The organism is Hydrogenophaga sp. L310 (assembly GCF_055703065.1).
The window spans coordinates 434,846-460,030 of the sequence record NZ_JBVPZA010000002.1 but is presented as its reverse complement, the minus strand read 5'-3'; the positions used below and the strand labels follow the sequence as shown (position 1 = coordinate 460,030).

General features: G+C 66.7%; 27 protein-coding genes. 5 read left to right on the top strand and 22 right to left on the bottom strand.

Going from position 1 to position 25,185, the window contains the following annotated elements:
- Positions 1 to 102: 102 nt before the first annotated feature.
- Together AC0GNO_RS05915 and AC0GNO_RS05910 are read right to left on the bottom strand one after the other, a co-directional pair.
- Positions 103 to 951 (bottom strand): class III extradiol dioxygenase family protein, encoded by an 849-nt coding sequence (locus AC0GNO_RS05915; RefSeq protein WP_472903303.1) that lies wholly within the window; start codon positions 949 to 951, stop codon positions 103 to 105.
- Between the two features lie 20 nt (positions 952 to 971).
- Complete coding sequence (locus AC0GNO_RS05910) at positions 972 to 1,316, bottom strand: protocatechuate 4,5-dioxygenase subunit alpha (protein ID WP_472888018.1); 345 nt, start codon at positions 1,314 to 1,316, stop codon at positions 972 to 974.
- Between the two features lie 94 nt (positions 1,317 to 1,410).
- Here AC0GNO_RS05910 and AC0GNO_RS05905 point away from each other — a divergent pair, with 94 nt between their 5' ends.
- Positions 1,411 to 2,334: a LysR family transcriptional regulator gene (locus tag AC0GNO_RS05905; protein WP_472903302.1), complete on the top strand. Its 924-nt coding sequence runs from the start codon at positions 1,411 to 1,413 to the stop codon at positions 2,332 to 2,334.
- Here AC0GNO_RS05905 and AC0GNO_RS05900 read toward each other — a convergent pair whose 3' ends face one another.
- The gene (locus AC0GNO_RS05900; RefSeq protein WP_472903301.1) at positions 2,335 to 3,273 is read right to left on the bottom strand and encodes a helix-turn-helix domain-containing protein; all 939 of its coding nucleotides are present in this window, start codon (positions 3,271 to 3,273) and stop codon (positions 2,335 to 2,337) included. It abuts the gene before it with no gap.
- A 111-nt stretch (positions 3,274 to 3,384) separates the two neighbouring features.
- On the opposite strand from AC0GNO_RS05900, the gene AC0GNO_RS05895 reads away from it, so the two are divergent.
- From AC0GNO_RS05895 to AC0GNO_RS05885, 3 genes are all read left to right on the top strand, one after another.
- Positions 3,385 to 4,563, top strand: a complete 1,179-nt coding sequence (locus AC0GNO_RS05895) for a cytochrome P450 (RefSeq protein ID WP_472903300.1) — start codon at positions 3,385 to 3,387, stop codon at positions 4,561 to 4,563.
- A gap of 64 nt (positions 4,564 to 4,627) precedes the next feature.
- Positions 4,628 to 4,951: a 2Fe-2S iron-sulfur cluster-binding protein gene (locus AC0GNO_RS05890; protein WP_472903299.1), complete on the top strand. Its 324-nt coding sequence runs from the start codon at positions 4,628 to 4,630 to the stop codon at positions 4,949 to 4,951.
- On the top strand, positions 4,948 to 6,192 hold the full coding sequence (locus AC0GNO_RS05885) for an NAD(P)/FAD-dependent oxidoreductase (RefSeq protein WP_472903298.1): 1,245 nt from the start codon (positions 4,948 to 4,950) through the stop codon (positions 6,190 to 6,192). The genes AC0GNO_RS05890 and AC0GNO_RS05885 overlap by 4 nt, the downstream gene beginning before the upstream one ends.
- A gap of 13 nt (positions 6,193 to 6,205) precedes the next feature.
- Here the strand turns inward: AC0GNO_RS05885 and AC0GNO_RS05880 are convergent, their stop codons facing one another.
- The 14 genes from AC0GNO_RS05880 to AC0GNO_RS05815 form a co-directional block, all read right to left on the bottom strand.
- Complete coding sequence (locus AC0GNO_RS05880; RefSeq protein WP_472903297.1) at positions 6,206 to 6,631, bottom strand: PPC domain-containing DNA-binding protein; 426 nt, start codon at positions 6,629 to 6,631, stop codon at positions 6,206 to 6,208.
- A 60-nt stretch (positions 6,632 to 6,691) separates the two neighbouring features.
- Positions 6,692 to 8,494, bottom strand: coding sequence for an arsenical pump-driving ATPase (arsA, locus tag AC0GNO_RS05875; protein ID WP_472903296.1), 1,803 nt, complete (start codon positions 8,492 to 8,494; stop codon positions 6,692 to 6,694).
- A gap of 60 nt (positions 8,495 to 8,554) precedes the next feature.
- Positions 8,555 to 9,940, bottom strand: coding sequence for a HAMP domain-containing sensor histidine kinase (locus AC0GNO_RS05870; protein ID WP_472903295.1), 1,386 nt, complete (start codon positions 9,938 to 9,940; stop codon positions 8,555 to 8,557).
- 61 nt (positions 9,941 to 10,001) lie between these two features.
- Complete coding sequence (locus tag AC0GNO_RS05865; RefSeq protein WP_472903294.1) at positions 10,002 to 10,706, bottom strand: response regulator transcription factor; 705 nt, start codon at positions 10,704 to 10,706, stop codon at positions 10,002 to 10,004.
- A gap of 4 nt (positions 10,707 to 10,710) precedes the next feature.
- Positions 10,711 to 11,010: a hypothetical protein gene (locus tag AC0GNO_RS05860; protein ID WP_472890457.1), complete on the bottom strand. Its 300-nt coding sequence runs from the start codon at positions 11,008 to 11,010 to the stop codon at positions 10,711 to 10,713.
- A 37-nt stretch (positions 11,011 to 11,047) separates the two neighbouring features.
- Positions 11,048 to 11,518, bottom strand: coding sequence for a Spy/CpxP family protein refolding chaperone (locus AC0GNO_RS05855; protein ID WP_472903293.1), 471 nt, complete (start codon positions 11,516 to 11,518; stop codon positions 11,048 to 11,050).
- Between the two features lie 133 nt (positions 11,519 to 11,651).
- A complete protein-coding gene (locus AC0GNO_RS05850; protein WP_472903292.1) occupies positions 11,652 to 12,986 on the bottom strand; it encodes a ferredoxin reductase family protein in 1,335 nt (444 codons plus the stop codon).
- Between the two features lie 88 nt (positions 12,987 to 13,074).
- Positions 13,075 to 14,073 (bottom strand): aldo/keto reductase, encoded by a 999-nt coding sequence (locus tag AC0GNO_RS05845; RefSeq protein WP_472903291.1) that lies wholly within the window; start codon positions 14,071 to 14,073, stop codon positions 13,075 to 13,077.
- A gap of 134 nt (positions 14,074 to 14,207) precedes the next feature.
- Positions 14,208 to 15,161, bottom strand: coding sequence for a Gfo/Idh/MocA family oxidoreductase (locus tag AC0GNO_RS05840; protein ID WP_472903290.1), 954 nt, complete (start codon positions 15,159 to 15,161; stop codon positions 14,208 to 14,210).
- Position 15,162: 1 nt separating this feature from the next.
- A complete protein-coding gene (locus AC0GNO_RS05835) occupies positions 15,163 to 16,041 on the bottom strand; it encodes a class III extradiol dioxygenase subunit beta (RefSeq protein WP_472889693.1) in 879 nt (292 codons plus the stop codon).
- 2 nt (positions 16,042 to 16,043) lie between these two features.
- Positions 16,044 to 16,481 (bottom strand): protocatechuate 4,5-dioxygenase subunit alpha, encoded by a 438-nt coding sequence (gene ligA / locus AC0GNO_RS05830; protein WP_472889692.1) that lies wholly within the window; start codon positions 16,479 to 16,481, stop codon positions 16,044 to 16,046.
- Between the two features lie 2 nt (positions 16,482 to 16,483).
- The gene (locus AC0GNO_RS05825) at positions 16,484 to 17,416 is read right to left on the bottom strand and encodes an amidohydrolase family protein (protein WP_472903289.1); all 933 of its coding nucleotides are present in this window, start codon (positions 17,414 to 17,416) and stop codon (positions 16,484 to 16,486) included.
- 10 nt (positions 17,417 to 17,426) lie between these two features.
- The gene (gene ligK, locus AC0GNO_RS05820; RefSeq protein WP_472903288.1) at positions 17,427 to 18,110 is read right to left on the bottom strand and encodes a 4-carboxy-4-hydroxy-2-oxoadipate aldolase/oxaloacetate decarboxylase; all 684 of its coding nucleotides are present in this window, start codon (positions 18,108 to 18,110) and stop codon (positions 17,427 to 17,429) included.
- Between the two features lie 2 nt (positions 18,111 to 18,112).
- On the bottom strand, positions 18,113 to 19,159 hold the full coding sequence (locus AC0GNO_RS05815; protein ID WP_472903287.1) for an amidohydrolase family protein: 1,047 nt from the start codon (positions 19,157 to 19,159) through the stop codon (positions 18,113 to 18,115).
- A 158-nt stretch (positions 19,160 to 19,317) separates the two neighbouring features.
- Between AC0GNO_RS05815 and AC0GNO_RS05810 the strand changes: the two genes are divergently transcribed.
- Entirely contained in the window at positions 19,318 to 20,226 is a 909-nt protein-coding gene (locus AC0GNO_RS05810; protein WP_472889688.1) for a LysR substrate-binding domain-containing protein, read from the top strand.
- Here AC0GNO_RS05810 and AC0GNO_RS05805 read toward each other — a convergent pair.
- The 5 genes from AC0GNO_RS05805 to AC0GNO_RS05785 form a co-directional block, all read right to left on the bottom strand.
- Positions 20,218 to 21,189: an AEC family transporter gene (locus tag AC0GNO_RS05805; protein WP_472903286.1), complete on the bottom strand. Its 972-nt coding sequence runs from the start codon at positions 21,187 to 21,189 to the stop codon at positions 20,218 to 20,220. The genes AC0GNO_RS05810 and AC0GNO_RS05805 overlap by 9 nt on opposite strands.
- Before the next feature lie 14 nt (positions 21,190 to 21,203).
- Complete coding sequence (locus AC0GNO_RS05800; protein WP_472903285.1) at positions 21,204 to 22,112, bottom strand: DUF1932 domain-containing protein; 909 nt, start codon at positions 22,110 to 22,112, stop codon at positions 21,204 to 21,206.
- Positions 22,113 to 22,125: 13 nt separating this feature from the next.
- Positions 22,126 to 23,115 (bottom strand): Bug family tripartite tricarboxylate transporter substrate binding protein, encoded by a 990-nt coding sequence (locus AC0GNO_RS05795; protein ID WP_472903284.1) that lies wholly within the window; start codon positions 23,113 to 23,115, stop codon positions 22,126 to 22,128.
- Positions 23,116 to 23,232: 117 nt separating this feature from the next.
- Entirely contained in the window at positions 23,233 to 24,549 is a 1,317-nt protein-coding gene (locus AC0GNO_RS05790; RefSeq protein WP_472903283.1) for a TRAP transporter large permease, read from the bottom strand.
- 2 nt (positions 24,550 to 24,551) lie between these two features.
- Complete coding sequence (locus AC0GNO_RS05785; protein WP_472889683.1) at positions 24,552 to 25,073, bottom strand: TRAP transporter small permease; 522 nt, start codon at positions 25,071 to 25,073, stop codon at positions 24,552 to 24,554.
- Positions 25,074 to 25,185: the final 112 nt, after the last annotated feature.

Sequence of the window (25,185 nt, the reverse complement as noted above, 5' to 3'; positions counted from 1 at the left end):
GAGCAGAGTCAAGCGCCCGGCGCTCTATGCACCCACCAACCATGCAGGCACGAAAAAAAGGGAGCCAAAGGCTCCCTCCCTCGAATCACGACAAGAACAACTTCAAACCGTCTCCAGCGCCAACACCCCGGTAGCGGTGTTCGAAATCGGGATGTGGTAATTGCTGTGCACCTTGCGCACACCCGAACCACCGGCCGTCAGCGCCGCGCGCATCGCCAGCCACATCAGCAGCTCCACGCCCTGCGTGCCCGCCTTCTCCACCAACTCCAGATCGCTGAACTGCGTTGCCCACTCGGGGTTCGTTTCCATGCTGTCCAGGAACTGCAGGTCGAACTTCTTGTTGATGAAGCCCGCGCGCTCACCGTCCAGCTGGTGCGAGAGGCCACCCGTGGCCATCACCGCCACGCGCTTGTCGCTGTCCCAGCTCTGGATCGCCTCACCCACCGCCTTGCCCAGCTTGTAGACCCGCTTGGCCGTCGGCAACGGGAACTGCACCGTGTTGATGTCGATCGGCACGATCTGCACCGGCGCCACGTCATGTTCGGGCCAGAACAGCTTGAGCGGCAGCGTGCAGGCGTGGTCCACCAGCATCTCCTGGCAGGTCACGATGTCGAACTCTTTCGCGATCAGCTGGTTGATGATGTGCCACGACAGCTCCGGACAGCCGGGAATCGGCGGCAGCGTGGGAATGCCCCAGCCTTCGTCGGCGTTGCTGTAGGTGGCAGCAGCGCCCACCGCGAAGGTCGGCATCTTGTCGAGGAAAAAGTTCAGGCCGTGGTCGTTGTAGAACACCACCACCACGTCCGGCTTGACCTTGCCCAGCCAGTCGTGAATCGGCGGGAAACCGTCGAAGAAAGGTTTCCAGTAGGGCTCGTTCTGCAGGCCCTTGTGGATGGCGCCGCCGATGGCGGGGATGTGCGATGTGGCCAGGCCACCGATGAGTTGTGCCATGTCTTGTGTCTCCTGTGGGTTCAGCACTGCTCGTTCGCGGCCACCAATTTGGCCTTGAACTCGTCCTTGCTCATGCCGGTCTGCTGCGCGCCGATGTCCTGCATGTCCAGGCCGAAGATGCCGGCGAACTTGGCCAGGTAGTAGGCGTTGCCGCCGGCCGCGATCAGGGCCAGCACCTGCTTGGAGCGGATGGCCCCGGCCTGCTCCTCGTTCAGGCCGTACTGCTGCATGAAAGCCTCGGGATCGGCCACGAAGGCGTCGCGGTTGGCCTTGTCATTGAACGAGAAGCACATCTTGTTCAGGGCATAGCCCTTCTGTGCCGCGCTGCCGTCAAACGGTGTGGTGCCGGGAATCGTTTTGCTCACATTCGTCTCCTGCGTGGGGTGGATTGACTTGGGTCAAGCCGCCAGTATTCCCAACCCATTGCCAAAGATAAACCGATGAATGATCATATGACCAATGAGCAAATTCGATTGGTCGGACCTGGATGCCCGCCTGCTGCAACTGCTGGTGACGGTGGTGGAGGCCGGCAGCGTCACCCGCGCAGCGCAATCGCTGGGGGTCACGCAGTCGGCCGTCAGCCACCAGCTCGACAAGCTGCGCAGCATCACCGGCGACGCGCTGTTCGTGAAGAGCGGGCGCGGCATCGTGGCCACCGCGCGTGCAGGCGAGCTGGCCGTGCAGGCGCGTGAACTGCTGCGCCAGTTGCAGGGCTTTGCCCACACGGGCGCGTTCGACCCCGCGCGCTGGCAGAGCACGGTCACCATCGCCGCCAACGACTTCCAGCGCGACGTGCTGCTGCCCGCACTGGCGCAGATGCTGCGCGAACAGGCGCCCGGCGTGGTGCTGCGCATCATCCCGTCGGACATCCCCAGCCTGGAGATGCTGCGCGACGGCGTGTGCGACATCGCCATCAGTCCGCGCCCACCCGAAGGCAGCGACATCGTGCAGAAACGCATCTTTGAAGACCGCTACTGCGTCTACTTTGATGCGGCGGTGCGCGAGGCGCCGGCCACGCTGGCCGAATACCTCGCCGCCGATCACGTCACCGTGGTCTACGAACCGAAACGCACGATCTACCTGGACCGCACGCTTGCCGCGCAGGGTATCCACCGGCGTTTTGTCGTCATGGTGCCGGGCTTCGGTGGCCTGCCCGCGTTCCTGCGCGGCAGCCCGCTGCTGGCCACGGCGCCGGCCCTGCTGCACGACAGTTTCATGCGCGAATTCGCCCGGGCAGACGTGCCGACGCCCTGCCCCACGCTGCCGATGTACATGATCTGGCACCGGCGCCACCAGGACGACGCCGCCCACCGCTGGCTGCGCGAACGGCTCGACGCGCTGGCGCCAGGCGCGGCGGCCAGGTCACAAAACAATGCGCGCTGATCACGTCACTGGCGGGCGCTGTGCCTCGCGCCAGCGCTGTGGGCTCAGACCGGTGCGGCGTTTGAAAAAACGGGAAAAGTAGGCCGGGTCCTCAAAGCCCAGTTCCAGCGCCAGGCTGGCCGCCGGCGCGGCGATGTACACCAACCGTCGGCAGGCCTCGCGCGTGAGGCGTTCGTGCACCAGCTCCAGCGCACTGCGCCCGCTGCCCGCGCGCGCCAGACGGTTGAGCCGCTGGGTGGACAACCCCAGGCGCGACGCGTAGCGCTCCAGCGGCCAGTGCTCCAGAAAATGTTCCTCCACCAGCAGCAGGAAGCGGGTGAACAGCGCCTGGTGCTGGTGGGCGCGCTCGCCTCCCTCGCGCTGGCCCTGCTCGCTCGCGCGGGCCAGGCGCCAGACCACGGCCCGCGCCAGCCACTGCACCACCGGCGCATCGGCCGAGCCGGGCAAGTTGAACTCGGCGGCCAGCTCCCCGAGCTGCACGCTCAGGCGCTGGGCCTCGCCATCGTCGGGCGAAAAATGCAAGATCCCCGGCGCCGAGAAGAGCGCTCGGAACGCCTCCCCCACGGCCTGGAACTCACCCTCCACCAGAAACCGCGCGCTGAGCGTGAGCACGCGGCCATCGGTTTCGGGCGCAAAAACGAAGCCGTGCACCACCCCCGGCGGCACCACGATGGCGGCCGGCCCGGCCACCGAGGCGCGCCATTCGTCCAGCACCACCTCGGCCGAACCCCTTTGCAGCCAGAGGATCTGGTACAGGCCCTGGTGCACATGGGGCTCGATCTCCCAGTGGTAGAGCCGGCTGCGCGACGCTACCGACTCGATGTGCAGCATGTCCTGGCCGGGTGCCGCGGCCTCGCCGTAGAGCGCAAAACGCGGGATGGCCACGGGCTGGCCGCGGGAGGGCCGGGTGCGTGGCGGGGATGGGTTCGTCTGCGGCATGGCGGAACACCTTGATTCAAAAGTACAAGAATTATCCCTGCTAAGTGCAGTGCCAATCGGCGCCAGGAGGCCTACAGTCCGTACCGGATTCCACCCACAGGAGACACAGCCATGAGCTTCCATTTCGATCCGTATTCGCCGGCCGTTGACGCCGACCCGTTCCCTTATTACAAGCAACTGCGCGACGAAGCGCCCTGCTTCTGGAGCGAGGAAGCCCAGATGTGGATCCTCTCGCGCTACGCCGACATCGTCTCCGCCGGCCAGGACTGGCAGACCTACTCCAGCGCCAGCGGCAACCTCATGACCGAGCTGCCCGGCCGCGCCGGCGCCACGCTCGGCAGCTCCGACCCACCGAAACACGACCGCCTGCGCGGCCTGATCCAGCACGCCTTCATGAAGCGCAATCTGCTCGCGCTGGAAGAGCCCATCCGCGATGTGGCCAAACAGGTGTTTGGCCAGCTCAAGGGCACGAAGCAGTTCGACTTCAAGGAAGTCTCGTCGCAGTTCACGGTGAAGGTGCTGATGGCCGCGCTCGGCCTGCCCATGGGCGAAGAGGCCATCGTGGACGAACAGATCGTGCGCGACAACGCTGTGTTGATGGTGCAGAGCGACGCCCGCACCCGCGCCAAGGGCCCTGAGCACATCGCCGCCTACAACTGGATGCAGGAGTACGCCGCCAAGGTGATCGCGATGCGCCGCGCCGAGCCGCGCAACGACCTGATCAGCAACTTCGCGCTGGCCGAGATCGACGGCGACCGGCTGGACGACCGCGAGGTGCTGCTGACCACCACCACGCTGATCATGGCCGGCGTCGAATCGCTCGGCGGTTTCATGATGATGTTCGCCTACAACCTGGCCACGTTCGATGACGCGCGCAAAGCCGTGGTGGCCAACCCCGAGCTGCTGCCCGACGCGATCGAAGAAAGCCTGCGCTTCAACACCTCGGCCCAGCGCTTCCGCCGCCGCCTGATGAAGGACGTGAACATCCACGGCCAGACCATGAAGGAAGGCGACTTCGTCTGCCTGGCCTACGGCAGCGGCAACCGCGACGAGCGCCAGTACCCCAACCCCGACGTCTACGACATCGGCCGCAAGCCGCGTGGCCACCTGGGCTTTGGCGGCGGTGTGCACGCCTGCCTCGGCACCGCCATCGCGCGCCTGGCGGTGAAGATCGCTTTCGACGAGTTCCACAAGGTGGTGCCCGACTACAGCCGCGTGGCCGACCAGCTGCCGTGGATGCCCTCCAGCACCTTCCGCAGCCCGCTGGTGCTCGAACTCAGAGCCGCTTAAGGCGCCTCACTTACCATCGCGCTGCCTGTCACCGGGCAGCGCCTTTCTGTTTTCTGGAGACACCATGGCAAACATCACCTTCATCGAGGCCAGCGGCCAGTCCACCACCCTCAACCTCGCCGACGGCTGGAGCCTGATGCAGGGCGCGACCGCCAACGGCGTGGACGGCATCGTCGGCGAATGCGGCGGCTCCTGCGCCTGCGCCACCTGCCACTGCTATGTGGACGAGCTGCTGGCCGGTGTGCTGCCCGCGCCCACGCAGGGCGAGCTGGACATGCTGGACAACGTGGTGGCCGAACGCCGCCCCAACAGCCGCCTGGCCTGCCAGATCAAGGCCAGCCCCGCGCTGGAAGGCGCCGTGGTGCACCTCCCGGAATGCCAGGAATGAGCACCGAAGCCAGCGCCGGCATCGTCATCGTGGGCGCGGGCCAGGCCGGCGTGATGACGGCCGAAGCCCTGCGTACCGGTGGCTTCGAAGGCCCCATCACCCTGCTGGGCGACGAACCCCACGGCCCTTACCACCGCCCGCCGCTCTCCAAGGCCTGGATGGCCGGCGAGATCGAAGCGGCCCAGCTGGTGATGCGCGCGCCCGAGATGCTGGCGCGCAAGAACATCGCGCTGCGCACCGGCGTCACCGTCAAGGCCATCGACCGTAGCGACCAGACCGTGATCCTCGGCGACGGCAGCGCCCTGCCCTACACCGGCCTCGTGCTCGCCACCGGCAGCGCGCCGCGCGCCCTGCCCCTGCCCGGCAGCGACGCGCCCGGTGTGCTGGCCCTGCGCACGCGCGACGACGCCAGCGCCATCGCCGACCGCCTGGCCGCGTGCATCGAACAGCAGCGCCCGGTGGTTGTCATCGGCGGCGGTTTCATCGGCCTCGAAGTGGCGGCCACCGCGCGCAAGAAAGGCCTGGCCGTCACCGTGCTCGAAGCCGCGCCGCGCCTGCTCGGCCGCGTGCTCGCACCGGTGCTGAGCGACTGGTACGCCGAGCTGCACCGCGGCCACGACGTGCAGCTGCTGCTGGGTGCGCAGGTCACCGGGCTCGAAGCCGACGCGAACGGGGTGACCGGGGTGAAGCTGGCCGACGGCAGCGTCGTGCCCGCGGGCCTGGTGGTGGTCGGCATCGGCGTCAGCGCCAACGACCAGCTCGCCCAGGCCGCCGGTCTCGAATGCGAGCGCGGCATCGTGGTCGACGCCTGCTGCCGCACCAGCGACCCTTCCATCGTGGCCGCCGGGGACTGCACCGCGCGACGCCTGGCCGACGGCAACCTGCTGCGGCTCGAATCGGTGCAAAACGCCACCGAACAAGGCAAGAGCGCCGCCGCCGCGCTGCTCGGGCAAGAGCGCCCCTTCACCGCTACGCCCTGGTTCTGGAGCGACCAGTACGACAAGAAGCTGCAGATGGCCGGCCTGTCCATGGGAGCAGACGGCTGGGCCGTGCGCGGCGACATGGCTGCGGGCGCATTCACCGTCTACCACTTCAAGGGCGAGCAGCTCATCGCCGCCGACAGCGTCAACGCCAGCAAAGACCATCTGCTGGTGCGCAAGCTGCTCGACGCCGGCGTCTCGCCCACGCGCGAGCAGGCGGGCGATGTGGGGTTCGACTTGGCGAATTTGCTGGTGAAGTGAGCGGCTGCGAGGTTCAACCTTCGCGCGTCTTCACCACCAGTTCGGCGAATCCGGTGGTGGCATCCGCCTCACGCGTGAACGTCCATTCGGGCAGCAAGGCCAGCAACACCTCGGCCGTGGTGCGCACCCGGCAACCCGGCGCCACATGGCCGCCGAACACCTCGCCCGTGGCGGCCGCCACGGCCATGTGCAGGTGTGAATGGCCCCGCCCAGCATCGTCCGCAGCCCCCACCCCCACCGTACCTGACAGACTCAAGATTTCCGAGTCCCCGCAGATGCACAGCGGCTCGTCGGCCCCGGCAAAGCGGATGCGCGCATCCACCAGACTGCCGATGCCCGAGAGCACGAACGCAGCTTTGCAGCCTTGTGCGCGCACGGCGGCTTCGAGCGCTTCGCGCAGGTCCTGGCCGGGGGTGAGGCGGAGGGGGAGGGTTTTCATGAGAACATGCTTCGAATCTGGGAGGTCCAGTGCATCACGGGTTCAACACCGCCCCGACCACTACGCGGCTGGCGATTGCCTTGGCGCTTCAACCAGCGCCCCCAGCGCCTCCACGCCCACCGGCGACTCCGGCAACCAAGGCAACACAAACGTCCGCTTCGCCAGCCCGCCCGCAATCCGCTCGGTCTGCCGGATTTCGCCCGCCAGCCGCGCCTGCAGCAGCGGGTCTGTCGTGCCGGTGGCGGCGATGCTTTTGTTGATGACCCAGGCCCAAGGTTCGATCTTCGCGCGGCGCAGGTCGTCTTGCAGCGCAGCGGCCTGGCTGACCGGGGTGACTTCGGGCAGGGTGACGATGATCACGCGCGTCATGCTGCCGTCTTGCAGGCGCATGAGCGGCGTGATGATGTGCAGGCCCTTGCCTTCCGCCTTGCCTTCGTACTGCCGCGTCATCTGCCGGTGGTAGGCGCCGGTGGCGTCCATGAGCAGCAGGCTGTGGCCGGTGGGCGCGGTGTCGAGCACCACGAAGGCGCTGCGCGCCTCGTTGACCACGCGGCTGAAGGCGTGGAACACGGCCACTTCTTCGGTGCAGGGCGATTGCAGGTCTTCGAGCAGCAGGGCTTTGCCGGGTTCGTCCAGATCCTTGCCGCGCGTGGCCATGATCTTGGCGATGTAGGCGGCGGTCTCGGCCTTGGGGTCGATGCGGCCGACCTTGAGACCTTCCAGGCTGCCGTTGAGCGCGTCGGCCACGTGGGCCGCCGGGTCGGTGGTGGTGAGGTGCACGCTGTGGCCGCGCTGCACCAGGCCGACGGCGAGTGCGGCGGCGATGGTGGTCTTGCCCACGCCGCCTTTGCCCATGACCATGATGAGGCCGTGGCCCACGGCGGCGAGCTCGTCGGCCATGCGGCTGAGCGGTTCGGCGGGCAGCACAGGTGTTGCGGCTTGGGGCGCAGGCGCGGTCACGTCACCGCCTTGCAGCAGTGCCCGCAGCGCGGGCAGACCCACGGTGTCGAAGGCGCGCAGCGGCACCTCGTCGCGCGGCAGGCGGGCGAGCGCGTCGGGCATGTCATGCAGGGCTTGACGGCCGAGGGCTTCGATGGCGTTGGCGATCGGGTCGCTGGCGCTGATGGCGTGGAACACGCCGTTGACGGCGAGGCGCTGGTTGGCCAGGCCGAGCTGGCTCAGTTCTTCGGCTGTGCGCGCGGCTTCCTGCATGGGGCGCGGGTCGGGCCGGGTGACGAGCACCACGGTGGTGAGCGCGGGGTCGCTCAGCGCCTGCAGCGCGGCGTTGAAGCGGGCTTCCTGCATCTTCAGCCCCGAGTGTGGGCCGAGGCACGATGCGCCGCGGTCGTTGCCGGCGAGGAAGCCGGTCCATGCCTTGGGCAGGCTCAAGAGGCGCAGGGTGTGGCCGGTGGGCGCGGTGTCGAAGACCACGTGGTCGTAGCCGCCGTCGATGCCCTCGCTCGCCAGCAACGCGGCGAATTCGTCGAAGGCGGCGATCTCGGTGGTGCAGGCGCCCGAGAGCTGCTCGCGCACGGTCTGGCGCTCGTCGTCGCTGGCGCCGGCTTCGAGCTGCGCGAGCACGCGCTGCCGGTAAGCTTCGGCGGCGGTATCGGGGTCGATGTTGAGCATCTGCAGCCCCGGCACACCGGGCACGGGCACCGGCTGGTTGGACAGCGGCACGCCGAGCATCTCGTCAAGATTCGAAGCCGCGTCGGTGCTGACCAGCAGCACGCGCTGGCCCGCGTCGGCCAGCGCGATGGCGGTGGCGGTGGAGAGCGAGGTCTTGCCCACGCCCCCCTTGCCGGTGAAAAACAGGAAGCGCGTGGGCGCGATGGCGAAGCCGGGGAGCGTGGGGGTGTTCATGAGGGCAGCATGGCACAGGCCACGATTGCGGGGGCTGACCCGCGTCAACCCCAGGGGCTTTCAACCCGGCAGCGTGACCGTGACCGCCAGCCCGGGCAACGCATTGCGCACCTCAAACGTGCCGCCGTGCGCCTTCGCCACCAGCTTGCACAGATACAGCCCCAGGCCCACGCCACCTTGCGCGCGGGTGCGTGCGGTGTCCGGGCGGAAAAAGGGTTCGGCCAGGTGGGGGATCTGCTCTTCGGGCACACCCGGACCGTGGTCGCGCACCTCGATCCGGATGCCCTGCCCTTCGGTGCTCAGGTGCAGTTCGGGCGGCAGCGACGCCCCCGCGCTGTGGCGCAGGGCGTTGTCGAGCAGGTTGCGCAGCAGCAGGCGCATGCGCGCCGGGTCGAGCTGCAAGGTCGGCAGGTCGGGCGCGGCGTGCAGTGCGGTGCGCGCGGCCTCGGGGTGGCGGGCCTGCAGCTCGCCGATGACCTCGCGCGCCAGTGCCTCCAGCGCCACGGGTTCGCGCTGCAGCGCGGCGTGCTTCGTGGCCAGGCGCTCGCTCTCCAGCAGGTCGGTGATGAGGCGGGCCATTTCCTGCAGGTCGCGCAACAGGGCTTCGCGCTGCGGGTTGACCTCGGCCGTTTCGGGCAGCAGTTCGGTGTTGAGCCGCGCGCGGGTGAGCGGGCTGCGCAGTTCGTGGCTGATGGCAAGCAGCAGCGCGCGCTTGGCATCGAGCATCTGCTGGATGTCCTGGCCCATGGTGTTGATGGTGACCGCGAGTTCGCCCAGTTCGTCGGGGCCGTGCAGGCAGCGCTCGGGAATGGGCTGGCTGAAATCACCGGCGCCAAAGCGGCGCGCGCCGGCCTGGATCGCGTCCAGCGGGCGCAGCAGGCGGCGCACGTAGAGAAACGCGAGCAGCGTGAGCACGAGCAGCGAGGTGAGCGCGTAGCCCACCATGCGCGGGCGGCGCTCGAAAGCCTCGCCGTTGATGCCGAACTCGATGCTGTGGCCGTCGGCGGTGCTGCGTTTCAGGATGCGCTGCCAGTCCTTGCCGCCGCCCCCGTCTTCGCGGTCGCGCCGGTCCGGGTCGTCGGGGTTGTCGCGCAGCCAGTCGGGCGGGCCCTGATCGGGATGCGAGGCCCAGTTCACCTGCGGGCCGGTGATGCGCACGGTCAGCGGCAGGCGCCCGGTGATGGCGCGGGCGCGCTCCAGGTCCGGTGCACCGCCACCCACGGTGATGTCGGCCACCAGGTGGTCCACATAGTCCATGAGCAGCGGGCGCGCGGCTTCACGCCAGCCAATGGAAAAAGCCTTCTGCGCACCGGTGATGAAGACAAAGGTCATCGCTGCGGCCAGCAGCAGGAAGACCAGCACCATGCGCAGCTTGATGGAGTGCGCCAGCCGGTGCTTGGCGCGCTTCCACGATGAGCGATGGGCCGGGGGCGTGGTGGCGCTCACTGGACGACCCTCCGTGCTGCGCACTGCGGGGCTGAGCGCCTTCGGAGCGGCCGCGCGGCGCTCATGGCTGAACGCGGCGCAGCGCGAGCGAGTAGCCGGCGTTGCGCAGCGTCTTGATGCAGTCCAGCGGCTCCAGCTTCTTGCGCAGGCGGCTGACCACGATGTCCACCGCGCGGGTGTACAGCTCGGCCTCGTGGCCGCGCAGCTGGTTGAGGATGTCGTCGCGGCTGAACACCTTGCCCGGTTCCCGCGCGAGCAACAGCAGCAGTTCGAATTCGGTGCCGGTGAGTTCGATGTCTTGCCCTTCGCGCACGACGCTGCGGCGCGCGGGGTCGAGCGTGAGGCCCTCGAAGCGGAGTTCACCGTTGGTGGGGTTCGGCGCGGTGTGCCGCGGCGCCAGGCTGGCCCGGCGGCGGCGCAGCACGGTCTGCAGGCGCGCCACGAGTTCACGCGGCTCGAAGGGTTTGGGCAGGTAGTCGTCGGCGCCGATTTCCAGGCCGACCACGCGGTCCATCACCTCGCCGCGCGCGGTGAGCATGACGATGGGAATATCGCTCTCCTTGCGGATGGTTCGGCAGAGTTCGAAGCCGTCCATCTCGGGCAACATCACGTCGAGGATGGCGGCGTCGAAGCCCCCCGCGCGCAAACGGGCCAATCCATCACTGGGTCGAAAAGCGTGGGTGAGTTGCAACTCGAAACGCTGGAAGTACGTCGCCAGCGGAGGGCCGAGCTGTTCGTCGTCGTCGATGAGCAGGATGCGGTGCATGAACTCATTCTGACAGGGCACGGTGTCGCACGATCAGGCGGCGCAGCCGGTGCTGCACCGGAACACCCAGGGTGTCGAAGCGGTCGGCCGCCGAGATCAGTGCGGGCAGCAGCGGCAAGGCCTCGGCGGGTTGTTGCTGCGAGAGCCGGGCCCAGAGATCAAGCGCGTGCTGGCGGTCGAAACGCGGGCCCCAGACCATGGCCAGCAGCTCGGCGTGCGGATCGTCGGCCCCGGCCAGCAGAGCCGGGGCATGGGCCCGGCTCTGCTGCGCCAGGTGGTGGATGGGTTCGAAGGCGGGCGACATGGTCCGTGCATTCAGAACGTGTGCTTCGCTCGCCCGATCAGCCCCGGCCCCACCGGCCGTGACCGCGCTTGTCCAGCTTTTCGCGCACCTGGCGTTGCTGCTCGGGGTTGAGGCTGTCGTAGAAGTCGGCCAGTGCGGTCAGCACCTTGGGCGCGTTGCCTTGCACGGCGGCGGTTTTCTGGTCGAGCAGGCTCTGCGCCTTGGCACGGTCAAACTTCTCGCCCGCGACCAGGGCCTTGAAGTCGGCGCGTGGATCGGCCCCTTCACCCCGGAAGGCCTTGCGCGAGGCGATCATCTGATCGGCCAGAACACCGAGCTTCTGCTTCTGTTCGGCGTTGAGTTCGAGCTTGCTGCTGATGCGTTCGATCGCCTTGCCGCGCATTTCGGTGACGCGCTCTTCGCTCCAGCCACGGGCGTGGTCGCCACGGCTGCCGCAGGCGGTGAGGCCGCCCAGCACCACGGTGGCGGTGGTCAGACCGATGAGGGTGCGTTTGATCCAGGTTTTCATGACGGTGGTCCTTTCAGAACCTTGTTGAACATGTCCGTCATGGTGCCGGCGGGCGTCGCCTGGGGGGTGTCAGCGCGGTTTCGGTTCTTTTCGTTTTGTATCGGCGTTGGGGGGAGATCCCTGCCGGCTTGCGTCACCGCATCTCGAACAGTTCCTGGTGGAAGCGTGTCTCGTCCAGCCCCAGGGCCACGAAATCCTTCTTCAGCGTGCGCCCGAACGCGGCCGGTCCGCAGAACCAGAAGTCCGCATCGCGCCATTCGGGAACCTGCTCCGCGATGCGTGCCGCGGTCAGCCAGCCGTCGCGTTCGTCCCACGACACGTGCAGGCGGACACCCGCGGCTTTCGCGTCCGCCTCGATCAGACCGATGGCATGGTCATCGTAGACGGCTGTGGTGTGGAACAGGTCGATGGTCTTGCCATCGGGCGCCTGGGCCAGGGCCTTCATGCGCCCGATGAAGGGCGTGATGCCAATGCCCGCGCCCACCCAGATCTGGCGCGGCTGCTGGCCCGCGAAATTGAAGCGCCCGTAGGGCCCCTCCACCTTGACCACGTCCCCGACCTTGACCGTTTCGGCCAGGGTGCTGGTGTAGTCGCCCAGGGCCTTGATGATGAAGGTCAGGCGGCCATCGTCGGCCCACGCGGACGTGATGGTGTAGGGATGCGCGCCCTCCTTTTCGTGCAAGGTCACAAAGGCGAACTGGCCCGCCTCGTGGCCTGCCCAGCGGCCCTGGAACCCGATATTGACCTCGATGACATTCAGCGCGGGGTGAAGCCGCACGGCCGTCACCTCACCCACCAGTTGCCGATGAACGGCCACGCGGCCGAACAGCACCATCACGGCAGCAACGCTGCCCGCAGCCATCAGCAGCGCCATCACCGGCCCCAGCACGCCGCTCCAGTAGTCGAACTGCAGCAGAACCACCGAGTGCCAAACCAGCACCAGATAGGCCACGGCGAGCAGGCGGTGGGTGCGGAAGAAATACCGGTACGGGAAGCGTTTGATCAGTGCCAGCGCCATCAGCGCCACGGCCGCATAAAACGCCCACTCACCCAGGCCCTCGGCCAGTCCGCGCTGGTTCATGAAAAACTGCCGGACCGGTTCATCCACCAGGGTCGGGCGGGGTCCGCGCTCGGGTCGGGTCAGCCAGCCCAGGCCGACCATCCATTTGGCCGCCTCGGACAACAGCCAGTGGCCGATGGACAGCACCAGGCCCGAGATGCCCAGCCACTTGTGCAGCCGGTACATCTTGTCCAGACCACCCAGCCAGGGCTCGAACACCACGGGCCGCACGGCCAGCACCATCGCCGCACTCATCACCCCGATGGCCAGCACGCCGCTGCCCTGCATCAGGACACTGCGCCAGGCAAAAAAGTGGGGAAGCTCGGCCCAGACGGTCTGATCGGTGAACCACCAGAGACCCGCCAGGACCAGCAGGTAGGCCCAGAAAAACCGCTTGATGTGCTGCATGGCGCTCCCTATCCCGTTGCTCTGGTTGTTGTGTCCGTGCCCAGCTTACACCGTGGCGACCGGGGTTTCCCCGCTGCACCACCGCGCCTCAGAACACCTCGGTGTCCACCTCGCTGTTGCCCTGCGCGTTGTAGCGATCGCCCTTCACGGTGTGCTGGTTGATGTGGTCGCCGAGCCGCGCCATCACGGAAGCGTCGAGCTTGACGTTCACCGCACCCAGGTCGTCCTGCAGGTGCTCCACGCTGGTGGTGCCGGGGATGGGCAGGATGTCATCGCCCTGGTGCAGCAGCCAGGCGATGGCGAGCTGCGCCGGGGTGCACCCCACCTCGGCGGCGATCTGGTTGTAAGCCGGCAGCAGGGCCACATTGGCAGCGTAGTTGTCGGGCAGGAAGCGCGGCATCGTGCGCCGGATGTCTTTCGCATCGAAGGCCTTCACGTCCAACTCGCCGCACAGGAAGCCGCGCGCCACCGGGCTGAAGGCCACGAAACTGACGCCCAGTTCGCGGCAGGCCTGCAGCACGGCGATCTCGGGGTTTCGCGTCCACAGCGAGTACTCGGTCTGCAGCGCGGCGACGGGGTGTTCGGCGTGGGCCTTGCGCAAGGTGGGGGCCGAAACCTCGGAGAGGCCGATGCTTCGGATCTTTCCGGCGCGCACCAGGTCACCCAGCGCGCCCACGCTCTCTTCGATGGGCACCTGCTTGTCCCAGCGGTGCAGGTAGTAGAGATCGATCACATCGGTCTGCAGGCGCTTGAGTGCTGCTTCGCAGGTGGCCTTGATGGTCTCGGGCCGTCCGTCGATCACGCGCACCTTCACGCCATCGGCATTGGGCACGCCCTGCATGCCGCATTTGCTGGCAAGCGTGAATTTCGCGCGGTGCTTTGACAACACCTTGCCCACCAGCGTCTCGCTGGCGCCAAAGCCGTAGAGCGCCGCGGTGTCGAAGTGGGTCACGCCCGCGTCCAGCGCGCCGAGCAGCACACGCTCGGCCTGCTGCTCGGAAACGGGTGCGCCGTAGGCGTGGCAGATGTTCATGCAGCCCAGGCCGATGGCTGAGACTGTGAAGGGGCCGAGTTGGCGTTGTTGCATGCTGGGTTCCTCGCATCAAGAAAAAAAGGCCAGACCGTTCAACGCTGTGCGGAGAATGGTCTGACCCCATTGTGCTTGGGGCGCACAGAGCCCTCACCCCTGCCCTCCCCCAGAGGGAGAGGGAGGAAGGCACTTCAGTTCGCGTTGAGTTGCTGTTCCAGGTTGTGCAGCACCTGGTAGCAGTTGAACACCTTGCCCACGCTGGAGTTCGGCTCGCGGCCTTCCTGGATCGCAGCGAAGAACTCGCGGTCCTGCAGCTCGATGCCGTTCATGGACACCGCCACCTGGCTCACGTCGATCTTTTCTTCCTTGCCGGTGAACAGGTCGTCGTAGCGCGCGATGTAGGTCGCGGTGTCGCCGATGTAGCGGAAGAAGGTTCCGAGCGGGCCGTCGTTGTTGAACGAGAGGCTCAGCGTGCAGATGGCGCCGTTGGCGGCTTTGAGCTGGATGCTCATGTCCATGGCGATGCCCAGCACCGGGTGGATCGGGCCCTGAATGGCGTTGGCCTGCACGATGGGGCTGCCGCACTGGTAGGCAAACAGGTCCACCGTGTGGGCGGCGTGGTGCCACAGCAGGTGGTCGGTCCAGCTGCGCGCCTGGCCCAGCGCGTTGGTGTTGGTGCGGCGGAAGAAGTAGGTCTGCACATCCATCTGCTGGATGTTGAACCGGCCCGCCGTGATTTCCTGGTTCACGTACTGGTGGCTGGGGTTGAAGCGGCGGGTGTGGCCGCACATCGCCACCAGGCCGGTCTGCTTCTGCAGCGCCACGACTTCTTCGGCGCCCTTCAGGTTGTCGGCCAGGGGAATCTCCACCTGCACGTGTTTGCCGGCCTTCAGGCAGGCCAGCGTCTGCTCGGCGTGCATCTGCGTCGGGGTGCAGAGGATCACGGCGTCCACTTCCTTCATCGCCAGGCTGTCGGCGAGGTCGGTGGTGACGTGACCGATACCGTACTTGTCGGCGACTTCCTGGGTTTTTCCGAGGTCGCGGCTGATCAGCGAAACCACTTCAACGCCGTCGATGTTCTGGATGCCGTCCAGGTGTTTGATACCGAAGGCGCCGGCGCCGGCGAGGGCTACTTTGATGGTCATGTCAGTTGTTCTCCAGGATGAGGTGGCCCACGGCCGTGTTGGATGCGGGCACATGGTAGAAGCGGTGTTTCACGGTCGGGGCCGGACCCTGCACCTTGCCATCGACGATGTCGGACATGGCGCCGCGGGCGATCAGCCACATCACGAGTTCAATGCCTTCGCTGCCGGCTTCGCGCACGTAGTCGATGTGCGGCGTGTTGGCGCAGCCCACCGGGTCGGCGATCATCTGGTCGAGCCAGGCGTTGTCCCACTCGCGGTTGATCAGGCCGGCGCGTGCGCCCTGCAGCTGGTGGCTCATGCCGCCCGTGCCCCAGATGTGCACGTTCAAATCTTCGTCGTAACTTTCCACCGCCTTGCGGATGGCCTGGCCGAGCATGAAGCAGCGCTTGCCCGAGGGCACCGGGTACTGCACCACGTTGACTGCGAACGGGATCACCGGGCAGGGCCAGGCGTCCTTCTTCGGGTCCAGCTCGCCGCACATCAGCGACAGCGGCACGGTGAGGCCGTGGTCCACGTCCATCTTGTTGACGATGGTGAGGTCGAAGTCCTGCTGGATCACGCTCTGCGCGATGTGCGAGGCCAGGTCGGGGTGGCCGATGACCTTGGGCACCGGGCGCGGGCCCCAGCCTTCGTCGGCCGGCTGGAACTCGGCCGCGGTGCCGATGGCAAACGTGGGGATCATCTCCAGGCTGAACGCCGTGGCGTGGTCGTTGAAGACGAGGAAGATGACGTCGGGCTTGTTGTCCTTCATCCATTGTTTGGAGAAGTCGTAGCCCGCGAACACGGGCTTCCAGTAGTCCTCCTGGGTCTTGCCCAGGTCCAGGGCCGCGCCGATGGCGGGCACGTGCGAGGTGAAAACGGATGCGGTGATTTTTGCCATGTTCAGACCTTCTTTCCTGCGGCGCCCTGGGGCTGGCGATGTGCCTGCGCGTCGCCGTCTTCGCCGACGTAGCGGTTGCCTTCGGCGCTGCGGCCGCCCTTGATCATCATGTCGCGGTATTCGGCTTCGGTCATGCCGGTCATGGAACCCGCCATCTGCTGGAAGCTCTTGCCGTCGGTGGCGCCGATCTTGGCCAGGAAGTAGATGTTGCCGCCGGTGCGCATGCACCAGTTGAGGTCGCGCGCCAGCACGGCCTGCTTCTGCTCTTCGGTCATGGCCCACTGATCGAGGTAGGCGCGCTCGTCGGCCTTGAACTTCTCGCGGTTCTCGGCTTTCATGAGCGACATGCAGAACTGGTTGAGCCAGAAGCCTTTGCGAGACTGCTCGGCGTCGAAGATGATCGTGCCGGGCACGTCTTTGTAGGGCTTGTCGAGTGCCATGTTCAAACCTCCTCGGGCCAATAGAGGCGCATCGGGTTGTCCACCAGCAGCTTCTTCTGCAGCTCGGCGTTCGGCGCGATGTGCGGGATGAAGTCCACCAGCAGGCCGTCGTCGGGCATGTGGTCCTTCAGGTTCGGGTGCGGCCAGTCGGTGCCCCAGAGCACGCGATCCGGGAACTGCTCGACGATGCGCCTGGCAAAAGGGATCACGTCCTGGTAAGCATTCTGCTCGCCGTTCAGGGCCTTGGGGCCGGTGACGGACAGGCGCTCCGGGCAGCTCACCTTGCTCCACACGTTGGGGTGCTCGCGCATGAACTTCTCGAACAGCGCGAACTGCGGGCCATCGACCGGCAGCGACACATCGGGCCGGCCCATGTGGTCCACCACCACGGTGGTGGGCAGCGCGGTGAAGAAGTCCCACAGCTCGGGCAGGTCCACCGCCTCGAAGTAGATCACCACATGCCAGCCCCACTTCGCGATGCGGCCGGCGATCTCCAGCAGCTCGTCCTTGGGCGTGAAGTCCACCAGGCGTTTGACGAAGTTGAAGCGCACGCCGCGCACACCGGCGTCGTGCATGGCCTGGATCTCGGCATCGCTCACGCTGCGCTTGACCGTGGCGACGCCACGCGCCTTGCCGCCGCTGTTCACCAGTGCGTCCACCATGGCGCGGTTGTCCGCCCCGTGGCAGGTGGCCTGCACCACCACGTTGCGGGCAAAGCCCAGGTGGTCGCGCAGCGCGTACAGCTCGTGTTTGCTGGCGTCGCAGGGTGTGTACTTGCGCTCGGGCGCGTAGGGGAACTCGGCGCCCGGGCCGAACACGTGGCAGTGCGCGTCCACCGCGCCGGCTGGCAGCTGGAATTTCGGCCTGGACGGACCGGTGTACCAGTCCATCCAGCCAGCGGTTTTGGTGAAGTCACCCGAAGTCGGTTTGCTCATGGGGACTTCCTCAATCGATATATTTCAGACCGGCAGCGGCCAGCGGCTCGCGCATCTTGTACATGTCCAGCCCCAGCACACCCGAGGCCAGCTTGTCGCGCTTCTCGCCTTCGAAGCTCTCGCGCTTGATCGCCGCAGCCAGCGTTTCCGCCGCACGCGCCGCCGGCACGCAGACCACGCCGTCGTCGTCGGCCACGACCACATCGCCGGGCGTGACCAGCATGCCGGCGCACACGATGGGGATGTTCACCGAGCCCAGCGTGGCCTTGATGGTGCCCTTGGAAGAGATGGCCTTGGACCAGACCGGGAAGTTCATTTCCTTGAGCGTCTTCACGTCGCGCACGCCGGCGTCGATGATCAGGCCGCGGGCGCCGCGCGCCTGGAAACTGGTGGCCAGCAGGTCGCCGAAGTAACCGTCGCTGCACTCGGCCGTGACGGCCGCGACCACGATGTCGCCGGGCTGGATCTGCTCGGCGGCCACGTGCATCATCCAGTTGTCACCGGGTTGCAGCAGCACGGTGATCGCCGTGCCCGAGACCTGCACACCGGTCTGGATCGGGCGCATGTAGGGCTTGAGCAGGCCGACGCGGCCCATGGCTTCGTGCACGGTGGCCGAGCCGAGCGCGGCCAGGCCGTCGGCCGCAGCGCGGTCGGCACGGGTGATGTTGCGGTAAACGACGCCGAGTTGATACATGGTCAGATTCCTTTCTGTTTCAAAGCCGCGTCCAGGCGCGGGAACACGCGCCGCGCATTGCCTTCGTAGACCTTGTAGCGGTCGTCGCCCACGACAATGGTCGAGGCTTCGATGTAGCGCTTGGTGTCGTCGTAGTAATAACCGGTCTCGGGGTCGATGCCGCGCACGGCGCCAATCATTTCCGAGGCAAACAGGATGTTGTCCACCGGGATCACCTTGGTCAGCAGATCGATGCCGGGCTGGTGGTAGACGCAGGTGTCGAAGAACACGTTGTTCAGCAGGTGGTCCTTGAGCAATGGCTTCTTCAGTTCCTGCGCCAGACCCCGGTATCGGCCCCAGTGGTAAGGCGCCGCGCCGCCGCCGTGCGGGATGACGAACTTGAGCGTGGGGAAGTCCTTGAACAAGTCGCCCTGGATCAGCTGCATGAAGGCCGTGGTGTCGGCGTTGATGTAGTGCGCACCGGTGGTGTGGAAGCAGGCGTTGCAGCTGGTGCTGACGTGGATCATCGCGGGGATGTCGTGCTCGACCATCTTTTCGTAGATGGGGTACCAGGCCTTGTCGGTCAGCGGCGGGCTGGTCCAGTGGCCGCCCGACGGATCGGGGTTGAGGTTGATGCCGACGTTGCCGTATTCCTTGACGCACTTCTCCAGCTCGGGGATGCAGGTCGCAGGGTCCACGCCCGGGCTCTGCGGCAGCATGGCGGCGGGAATGAAGTGGTCCGGAAACAACTGGCTCACGCGGTAGCAGAGTTCGTTGCAGATCGCGGCCCAGGTGGCGCTGATGTTGAAATCGCCGATGTGGTGCGCCATGAAGCTGGCGCGTGGCGAGAAGATGGTGAGGTCGGAGCCCCGCTCTTTCATCAGGCGCAGCTGATTGGCCTCGATGGTCTCGATCAGTTCGTCGTCGCTGATCTTCAGGTCACTCACTTTCGGCATCGAAGCCGGGTCCTTGATGCCGGCGATCTGCGCGTTGCGCCAGTTCTCCAGCGCCTTGGGGGCCGTGGTGTAGTGGCCGTGGCAGTCGATGATGAGGGGTTTTTGCTGGCTCATGCGGAAGATCTCCTGGTGCGGTTGCGGCCCTTGCCGAGCAGGGGCTGTCGATGGCGGATTGTGAACTTCACCACACCGTCAAACCAGTCCCCCGGCGCGCTAACAGCTAGAACAAAAAACTATACCTATGATGGAGCTATTCCCCAAAATCGCAGGCCATGGACCTCAAACAACTCGAATACTTTGTGCGCGTCGCCGAGCTGGGCAGTTTCACCAAGGCCTCGCTCGCGCTGGACGTGGCCCAGCCCGCGCTGTCGCGCCAGGTGCGGCTGCTCGAGGTGGAGCTGCGCCAGAACCTGCTGGTGCGCAACGGCCGCGGCGCCACGCCCACCGAAGCCGGCAAGCTGTTGCTGGAGCACGGCCGCGGCATCCTGCACCAGGTGGAGCGGGCTCGCGAGGAGCTCGGCCGGGTGCGCGGTGCGCTCGCCGGGCGGGTCGCGATCGGTCTGCCGCCCAGCCTGGCGCGCGTGCTCACCGTGCCGCTCACGCGCGCTTTTCGCACCCAGTTGCCGGAGGCCAGCCTGTCCGTCAGCGAAGGCCTGTCGGCCACCATGCAGGAATGGCTGATCACCGGCCGGCTGGACATCGCCGTGCTCTACAACGCCCAGCCCGCGCCGGACATCGACATCTCGCCACTGCAGGACGAAGAGTTGCTGCTGGTGCAGCTGCGCCCGGCCGGACTGGCCGAAGATCCGCCGCCCCCGCCCGTTCCACTGGCCGAGGTGGCACAACTGCCGCTGGTGATCCCGAGCCGGCCCAACGCGTTGCGCATGCATGTGGAAACCGAGATGGCCAACATCGGCTGCAGGCCACGGGTGGCGCTGGAAATCGACGGGGTTTCGGCCATCCTGGACCTCGTGGCCGACGGCGCGGGCGCCGCCCTGCTTTCACGCAACGCGGTGGCCAGCTCGATCCGGCCGTCGGCCTACCGCACGCGCTCCATCCAGCCACCGCTGCGCACCCGCCTGTGCCTGGCCACCAGCTCGTTGCGCCCCGCCACGCTCACGCAACAGACCACACTGGCCCTGATCCGCCAGACGCTGGACGCCATCAACGCATCAAGCTAGCCAGCCAGCGCTGTGGCGCATCAACCAGAGGATCGCGCTGAGGGTGAAAAACGATGCCGCCGTGGTCGCCAGCAGCGCCGCCGCCGTGAAGCCCTCAAAGCCGTGGCGCTGAGCGAGGATGGAATAGATGCCCAGCATGGGCATGGCGGCCGAGAGCACGGCCGCGGTGCGCAGATCGCCGTCAACGGATGGCAGCCCCAGCAGCGGCAACAGCGAGACGGCGGCGAACACCGCCAGCGGGTGCAGCAGCAGCTTGCCCACCGCGATCAGCGACACCTGGCGGCGCATGCCCTTGACCTGCAAGCCCACCAGCGTGCCGCCGATGATGAACAGCGCCATGCCGCTGCTCGCGGCGGAAAACAGGGTCACGGTGCGCGTGATCACCGCGGGCAGCTGCCAGCCCAGCAGGGCCACCACGAAGCCGGCAAAGATGGCCACGATCATCGGGTTGCGCACCAGGCGCTCGCCCGTCTGTTTCAGCGCCTGCAGCAGCGAAGGCCGCTCGCCTTCGTGCGCGCCCGCGTCGGCCAGCGTGAACAGCAGCGGCAGCTTGATGAGGTTTTCCACGATCAGGTTGAGCGCCAGGATCACGCCGCCCAGGGGCCCGAACAGCAGCAGCATCACGGGGTAGCCCACATAGCCGCTGTTGGAACAGGTCATGCCCATGGCCACGTAGGCGCTCTCGGTCAGGCTCTTGCGTTGCACACTGCGCGAGAACCACAGCGCGCCCCCGATCAGCGCCAGCGACCCGGCGGTGAAGGCCAGCAGGTACCCCGGGTGCACCACCTCGCCGAGCGGGCGTGAAGCCAGCGCGTTGAACAGCAGCGCGGGCAGCGCGATCTGGATCACGAACTTGCCGAACACGCGCATGTCGGCCTTGGTGAACAGGTTCCAGCGCACGCTGGCGTAACCGGCCGCGATGCAGAGGTAGATCGGGCCGGTGATGGCCAGGATGTCGAGCATGTGTGAAAGCGGCCTTATGCGTCGTTGGCGGCGGGACGCGCCGCCAGCAGGCGGTCGGCAAAGGCCTGCCACGGTGGGTTCTGGCCCAGGTCGGCGAAATGCCCGGCGCGCGACTGCGCGGCCATCCAGTCGTGTTTCTCGGCGATGGCCGCGGCCATGAAGGGCTCGAAGCCGGCTTCGCGCACGGTGTTCGCCACCTCTCGCATCTCTTCGGCGCGGCGCTTGCCGTGCTGCGCCACGCGGCTGAAGAAATAGCTGCCCTGCTTCTGCCAGTCGATCGAAGGAAAGGTCTCCTGCAGCGTGGCGATCATGGCGTCTTCGACGCCGTGGTGCCGCGCCGTGGTGTAGCTCTCGATCACCAGCGCCTCCAGGCCCTTGATCATCACGCTGCGGCACATCTTGGTGGCCGAAGCGATGCCCAGTTTTTCACTGGCCACCTTGGCGTCCATGCCCAGCGCGGCCAGCACCGGCAACAGGCGCGCCGCGTGCGGCCCCCCCAGCAACATGGGCACGCGGATGCCATAGGGCGGCACCGAGGTCATGACGCCGGCTTCGACGTAGAACCCACCCGCAGCCTCGATCAGCGCGGCTGCCCGCTGCTTGGTGCCGGGCGAGGCGGAGTTGAGATCGAGGAAAAAACTGCCGGGACGGATGTGGGCGGCTGCGGCCTGCGCCACGGCCAGCGTGTTCGACGCGGTCACGGCCGAGATCAACAGTGTGGACCGGGCACACAGGCTCGCCACACCGTCGCAGGCCTCCATGTCCTGCGCAACGGCATGGGCCAGCGCCTCGTCGCGCTGTGCAGGATCGGCAAACTTGAGATCCCAGGCTGCGGCAGCGTTGAGGCCGGCGCCGAAGATGCGGCCCACCTCTCCAAAGCCGATCAGACCAATACGCAGCGGATCCACAGGCAGGATGTCCATGATCAATCCTCTCTCATTGTTTCGGGATGTTTGCGCGCTCGATCACCGCGCCCCAGCGTTTGATGTCGGTGGCCAGCAGTTCAGCCGCCTGCTCGGGCGTGCTGCCATCGGGGTCGATGTTCAGGTCGGCCAGCTTTTTTCGGACGTCGGGTTTCGCGAGTGCGGCGTTGATGTCCTTGTTCAGGCGCGCGACCACGTCACGCGGTGTCTTCGAGGGCACGGCCAACGCGTTCCAGGACGAGGCCAAAAAACCCTTCACGCCCTGCTCGACGGCGGTCGGCACCTCGGGCAGCAAGGTGGAACGCTTCTGGCCGGTGACCGCGAGCGCGCGGAAGGCACCGGCCTGGATCTGCGTCAGCGCCGGACCGAGGATCTCGACGGCGGCATCCACCTGCTGGCCACGCAAGGCACCGACCAGGTTCGGCGTGCCGTTGAAGGGCACGATCTGGGCTTCCATGTCGGCACTGGACTTGAACAGCTCGGCCGCCAGGTTCTGCGTGCTGCCGATGTTGATGCTGCCGATGTTGAGCTGGTTGGGGTTGGCCTTGGCGAACGCAACCAGATCGCCCAGGGTCTTGTGAGGCGAGTCGGCCGGCACCAGCACCACCAGATCAAAAGTACCGAGCGTGGAGACGGGTGTGAAGTCCTTGAGCGTGTCGTAGGGCAGGCTCTTGTACAGGCTGGCGGTCACGGCGGTGCCGTTGGACATGAGGAACAGGGTGTGGCCGTCGGACTCGGCACGCGCCACCGTTCTGGCGGCCACCACACCACCGGCGCCGGGGCGGTTTTCAATGGTGACCGGCTGGCCCAGCGACTGGCTCAACGCTGCGCCCACGATGCGGGCCGTGAGGTCACCGGCACCCCCGGCGGCGAACGGCACCACGATGCGCAGCGGCTTGCTGGGAAAGGCCTGTGCCATCGCGGGTGTGGCCAGGCCAAAAGCACCCAGGGCGATGGCGGAAACCACCACGGTGCGCCGTGAAAACAAAGTCTTGAGGTTCATGCAGGTCTCCTGTTCCGGGGTGTCGCTCGCCAAAGCCGCCCCAATGGTGCGCCCAGAAAAAGGGCCTGCAATTGCTTGCAGGCCCTTTCAGCTATGCAGGCTTTCAATAACCGGCCTTCACAGACGCAGCACGAACAGCGTGATGCCAGGGAAGGCCACCAGGATCGCGGTGCGGATGAAGTCGCTGGTGACGAAGGGCATGATGGCGCGGTAGGTTTGCGTGATCGGCGTGTCGCGCGCCATCGAGTTGATGACGAACAGGTTCATGCCCACCGGTGGCGTGATCAGCCCCACCTCCACCACGATCAGCACCAGGATGCCGAACCAGATGGCGAACTCCTCGGGCGGCAGGCCGAAGTCGAGCGCGGTCACGATGGGGAAGAACACGGGGATCGTCAGCAGGATCATGGACAGCGAGTCCATGAAGCAGCCCAGCACCACATACAGCAACAAAATAGCGATCAGCACCAGGGTGGGACTCACGCCCCAGCCCGACACCATGCTCGCGGCTTCCTGCGGCAACTGCGACAGGGCCAGGAAAGTGTTGTACAGGCCGGCACCCAGCACGATCATGAAGATCATGCCGGTGGCGATGGCCGTGCCCAGCACCGCACCCAGCAGGGTCTTGCGGTTGAGGCCGCCGCTGAACCAGGCCGAGAGGCCGGTGCCGAACGCACCAATGGCCGCACCCTCGGTGGGCGTGAACAGGCCGGTGTAGATGCCGCCGACCACGGCGATGAAGATCACCATCACCGGCCAGACCTTGACGGTGGCGATCCAGCGGTCCTTCATGGGCATGGGCGCCATGGAGCCCACCTCATGCGGCTTCACGCGGGCATAGATCGCGATCACGATCATGTAGCCGACAGCCGCCAGGATGCCGGGAACGAACGCGGCCAGGAACAGCTTGGCGATGTTCTGTTCGGTCAGGATGGCGTAGATCACCAGCACCACCGACGGCGGGATCAGGATGCCCAGCGTGCCGCCCGCGGCCAGGCAGGCGGTGGAGACGCCACCGGCGTAACCCGCGCGTTTGAGTTCGGGCAAGGCTACCTGACCCATCGTCGCGGCGGTCGCCAGCGAGGAGCCGCAGATCGCACCGAAGCCGGCACAGGCGCCCACCGCGGCCATGGCCACGCCGCCCTTGCGGTGGCCGATCCAGGCCTCGGCCGCCTTGAACAGCGCCTGCGACAGGCCGCCCAGCGCAGCGAACTGCCCCATGAGCAGGAACAGCGGAATGACCGACAGGTTGTAGTTCGAGAAGGTGCTGTAAGTCACCTGCTTGAGCTGGTTGAGGATGGGATCCACGGATCCGTAGACCATCCAGGCACCACCCAGTCCACACACCAGCATGGACAGCCCGATGGGCAGCCGGATGAAGATCATGAACAGCAGGATGGGGAACGACCAGAGAGCGAGTTCGACAGTTGACATGTTCAGTGCCCCGCGTTGGATTCAACGGTCCAGCCCTTGGGCTCGGACCCCAGGCCAAAACGGGTCAGGGTTTTGGTGACATAACAGACGCAGCCGATCACGGCACCCACCAGGCACAGGGCATAGGCCCACCACACCGGCATCTGCAGGATGAAGGTCGTCTCCTGGTACTCCCGCTTCTCCAGCATGCCCTCCCAGAGCTTCCAGGTCAGCACCAGCCAGACCAGGGTCATCAGCACGTCGCTGCCGGTGTCCACGGCCTTCTGCGCCCACCTCGGCGTGTGCATGTAGAGCAGGTCCACCGTGGCGTGGCCACCGCGCAGGTAGCACCAGGGCATGAAGAAGAAAATGGCGATGCCGACACCCACTTCCACCAGCTCAAAGTCGCCCGGCACGGGCCCGAGCCCGATGCCGATCAGCGCACGTCCGGCGACGCTGGCCACGACCATGAGGGTCAGTGCCACGAGCATGATGCCGCCAAACAGGGCGGTCCACCGGGCAAGCCGGTAAATCCAGTCAATCATTTCTGGTCCTTGTTTCGGGATTTGGCGATCGCCAATTGTCTCCCATGGTTTTTCTTCCGTCGCCGCCCTTCGCGCAGCGGCGGACTATAGCCGAAAATTTCTTATTGTTGAA

Excerpts from the sequence above, each read along its gene's own strand:
- AC0GNO_RS05915 (WP_472903303.1), bottom strand. The coding sequence starts at position 951 with ATGGCACAACTCATCGGTGGCCTGGCCACATCGCACATCCCCGCCATC.
- AC0GNO_RS05905 (WP_472903302.1), top strand. The coding sequence starts at position 1,411 with ATGAGCAAATTCGATTGGTCGGACCTGGATGCCCGCCTGCTGCAACTG.
- AC0GNO_RS05900 (WP_472903301.1), bottom strand. The coding sequence starts at position 3,273 with ATGCCGCAGACGAACCCATCCCCGCCACGCACCCGGCCCTCCCGCGGC.
- AC0GNO_RS05895 (WP_472903300.1), top strand. The coding sequence starts at position 3,385 with ATGAGCTTCCATTTCGATCCGTATTCGCCGGCCGTTGACGCCGACCCG.
- AC0GNO_RS05890 (WP_472903299.1), top strand. The coding sequence starts at position 4,628 with ATGGCAAACATCACCTTCATCGAGGCCAGCGGCCAGTCCACCACCCTC.
- AC0GNO_RS05885 (WP_472903298.1), top strand. The coding sequence starts at position 4,948 with ATGAGCACCGAAGCCAGCGCCGGCATCGTCATCGTGGGCGCGGGCCAG.
- AC0GNO_RS05880 (WP_472903297.1), bottom strand. The coding sequence starts at position 6,631 with ATGAAAACCCTCCCCCTCCGCCTCACCCCCGGCCAGGACCTGCGCGAA.
- arsA (WP_472903296.1), bottom strand. The coding sequence starts at position 8,494 with ATGAACACCCCCACGCTCCCCGGCTTCGCCATCGCGCCCACGCGCTTC.
- AC0GNO_RS05865 (WP_472903294.1), bottom strand. The coding sequence starts at position 10,706 with ATGCACCGCATCCTGCTCATCGACGACGACGAACAGCTCGGCCCTCCG.
- AC0GNO_RS05860 (WP_472890457.1), bottom strand. The coding sequence starts at position 11,010 with ATGTCGCCCGCCTTCGAACCCATCCACCACCTGGCGCAGCAGAGCCGG.
- AC0GNO_RS05855 (WP_472903293.1), bottom strand. The coding sequence starts at position 11,518 with ATGAAAACCTGGATCAAACGCACCCTCATCGGTCTGACCACCGCCACC.
- AC0GNO_RS05850 (WP_472903292.1), bottom strand. The coding sequence starts at position 12,986 with ATGCAGCACATCAAGCGGTTTTTCTGGGCCTACCTGCTGGTCCTGGCG.
- AC0GNO_RS05845 (WP_472903291.1), bottom strand. The coding sequence starts at position 14,073 with ATGCAACAACGCCAACTCGGCCCCTTCACAGTCTCAGCCATCGGCCTG.
- AC0GNO_RS05840 (WP_472903290.1), bottom strand. The coding sequence starts at position 15,161 with ATGACCATCAAAGTAGCCCTCGCCGGCGCCGGCGCCTTCGGTATCAAA.
- AC0GNO_RS05835 (WP_472889693.1), bottom strand. The coding sequence starts at position 16,041 with ATGGCAAAAATCACCGCATCCGTTTTCACCTCGCACGTGCCCGCCATC.
- ligA (WP_472889692.1), bottom strand. The coding sequence starts at position 16,481 with ATGGCACTCGACAAGCCCTACAAAGACGTGCCCGGCACGATCATCTTC.
- AC0GNO_RS05825 (WP_472903289.1), bottom strand. The coding sequence starts at position 17,416 with ATGAGCAAACCGACTTCGGGTGACTTCACCAAAACCGCTGGCTGGATG.
- ligK (WP_472903288.1), bottom strand. The coding sequence starts at position 18,110 with ATGTATCAACTCGGCGTCGTTTACCGCAACATCACCCGTGCCGACCGC.
- AC0GNO_RS05815 (WP_472903287.1), bottom strand. The coding sequence starts at position 19,159 with ATGAGCCAGCAAAAACCCCTCATCATCGACTGCCACGGCCACTACACC.
- AC0GNO_RS05810 (WP_472889688.1), top strand. The coding sequence starts at position 19,318 with ATGGACCTCAAACAACTCGAATACTTTGTGCGCGTCGCCGAGCTGGGC.
- AC0GNO_RS05805 (WP_472903286.1), bottom strand. The coding sequence starts at position 21,189 with ATGCTCGACATCCTGGCCATCACCGGCCCGATCTACCTCTGCATCGCG.
- AC0GNO_RS05800 (WP_472903285.1), bottom strand. The coding sequence starts at position 22,112 with ATGGACATCCTGCCTGTGGATCCGCTGCGTATTGGTCTGATCGGCTTT.
- AC0GNO_RS05795 (WP_472903284.1), bottom strand. The coding sequence starts at position 23,115 with ATGAACCTCAAGACTTTGTTTTCACGGCGCACCGTGGTGGTTTCCGCC.
- AC0GNO_RS05790 (WP_472903283.1), bottom strand. The coding sequence starts at position 24,549 with ATGTCAACTGTCGAACTCGCTCTCTGGTCGTTCCCCATCCTGCTGTTC.
- AC0GNO_RS05785 (WP_472889683.1), bottom strand. The coding sequence starts at position 25,073 with ATGATTGACTGGATTTACCGGCTTGCCCGGTGGACCGCCCTGTTTGGC.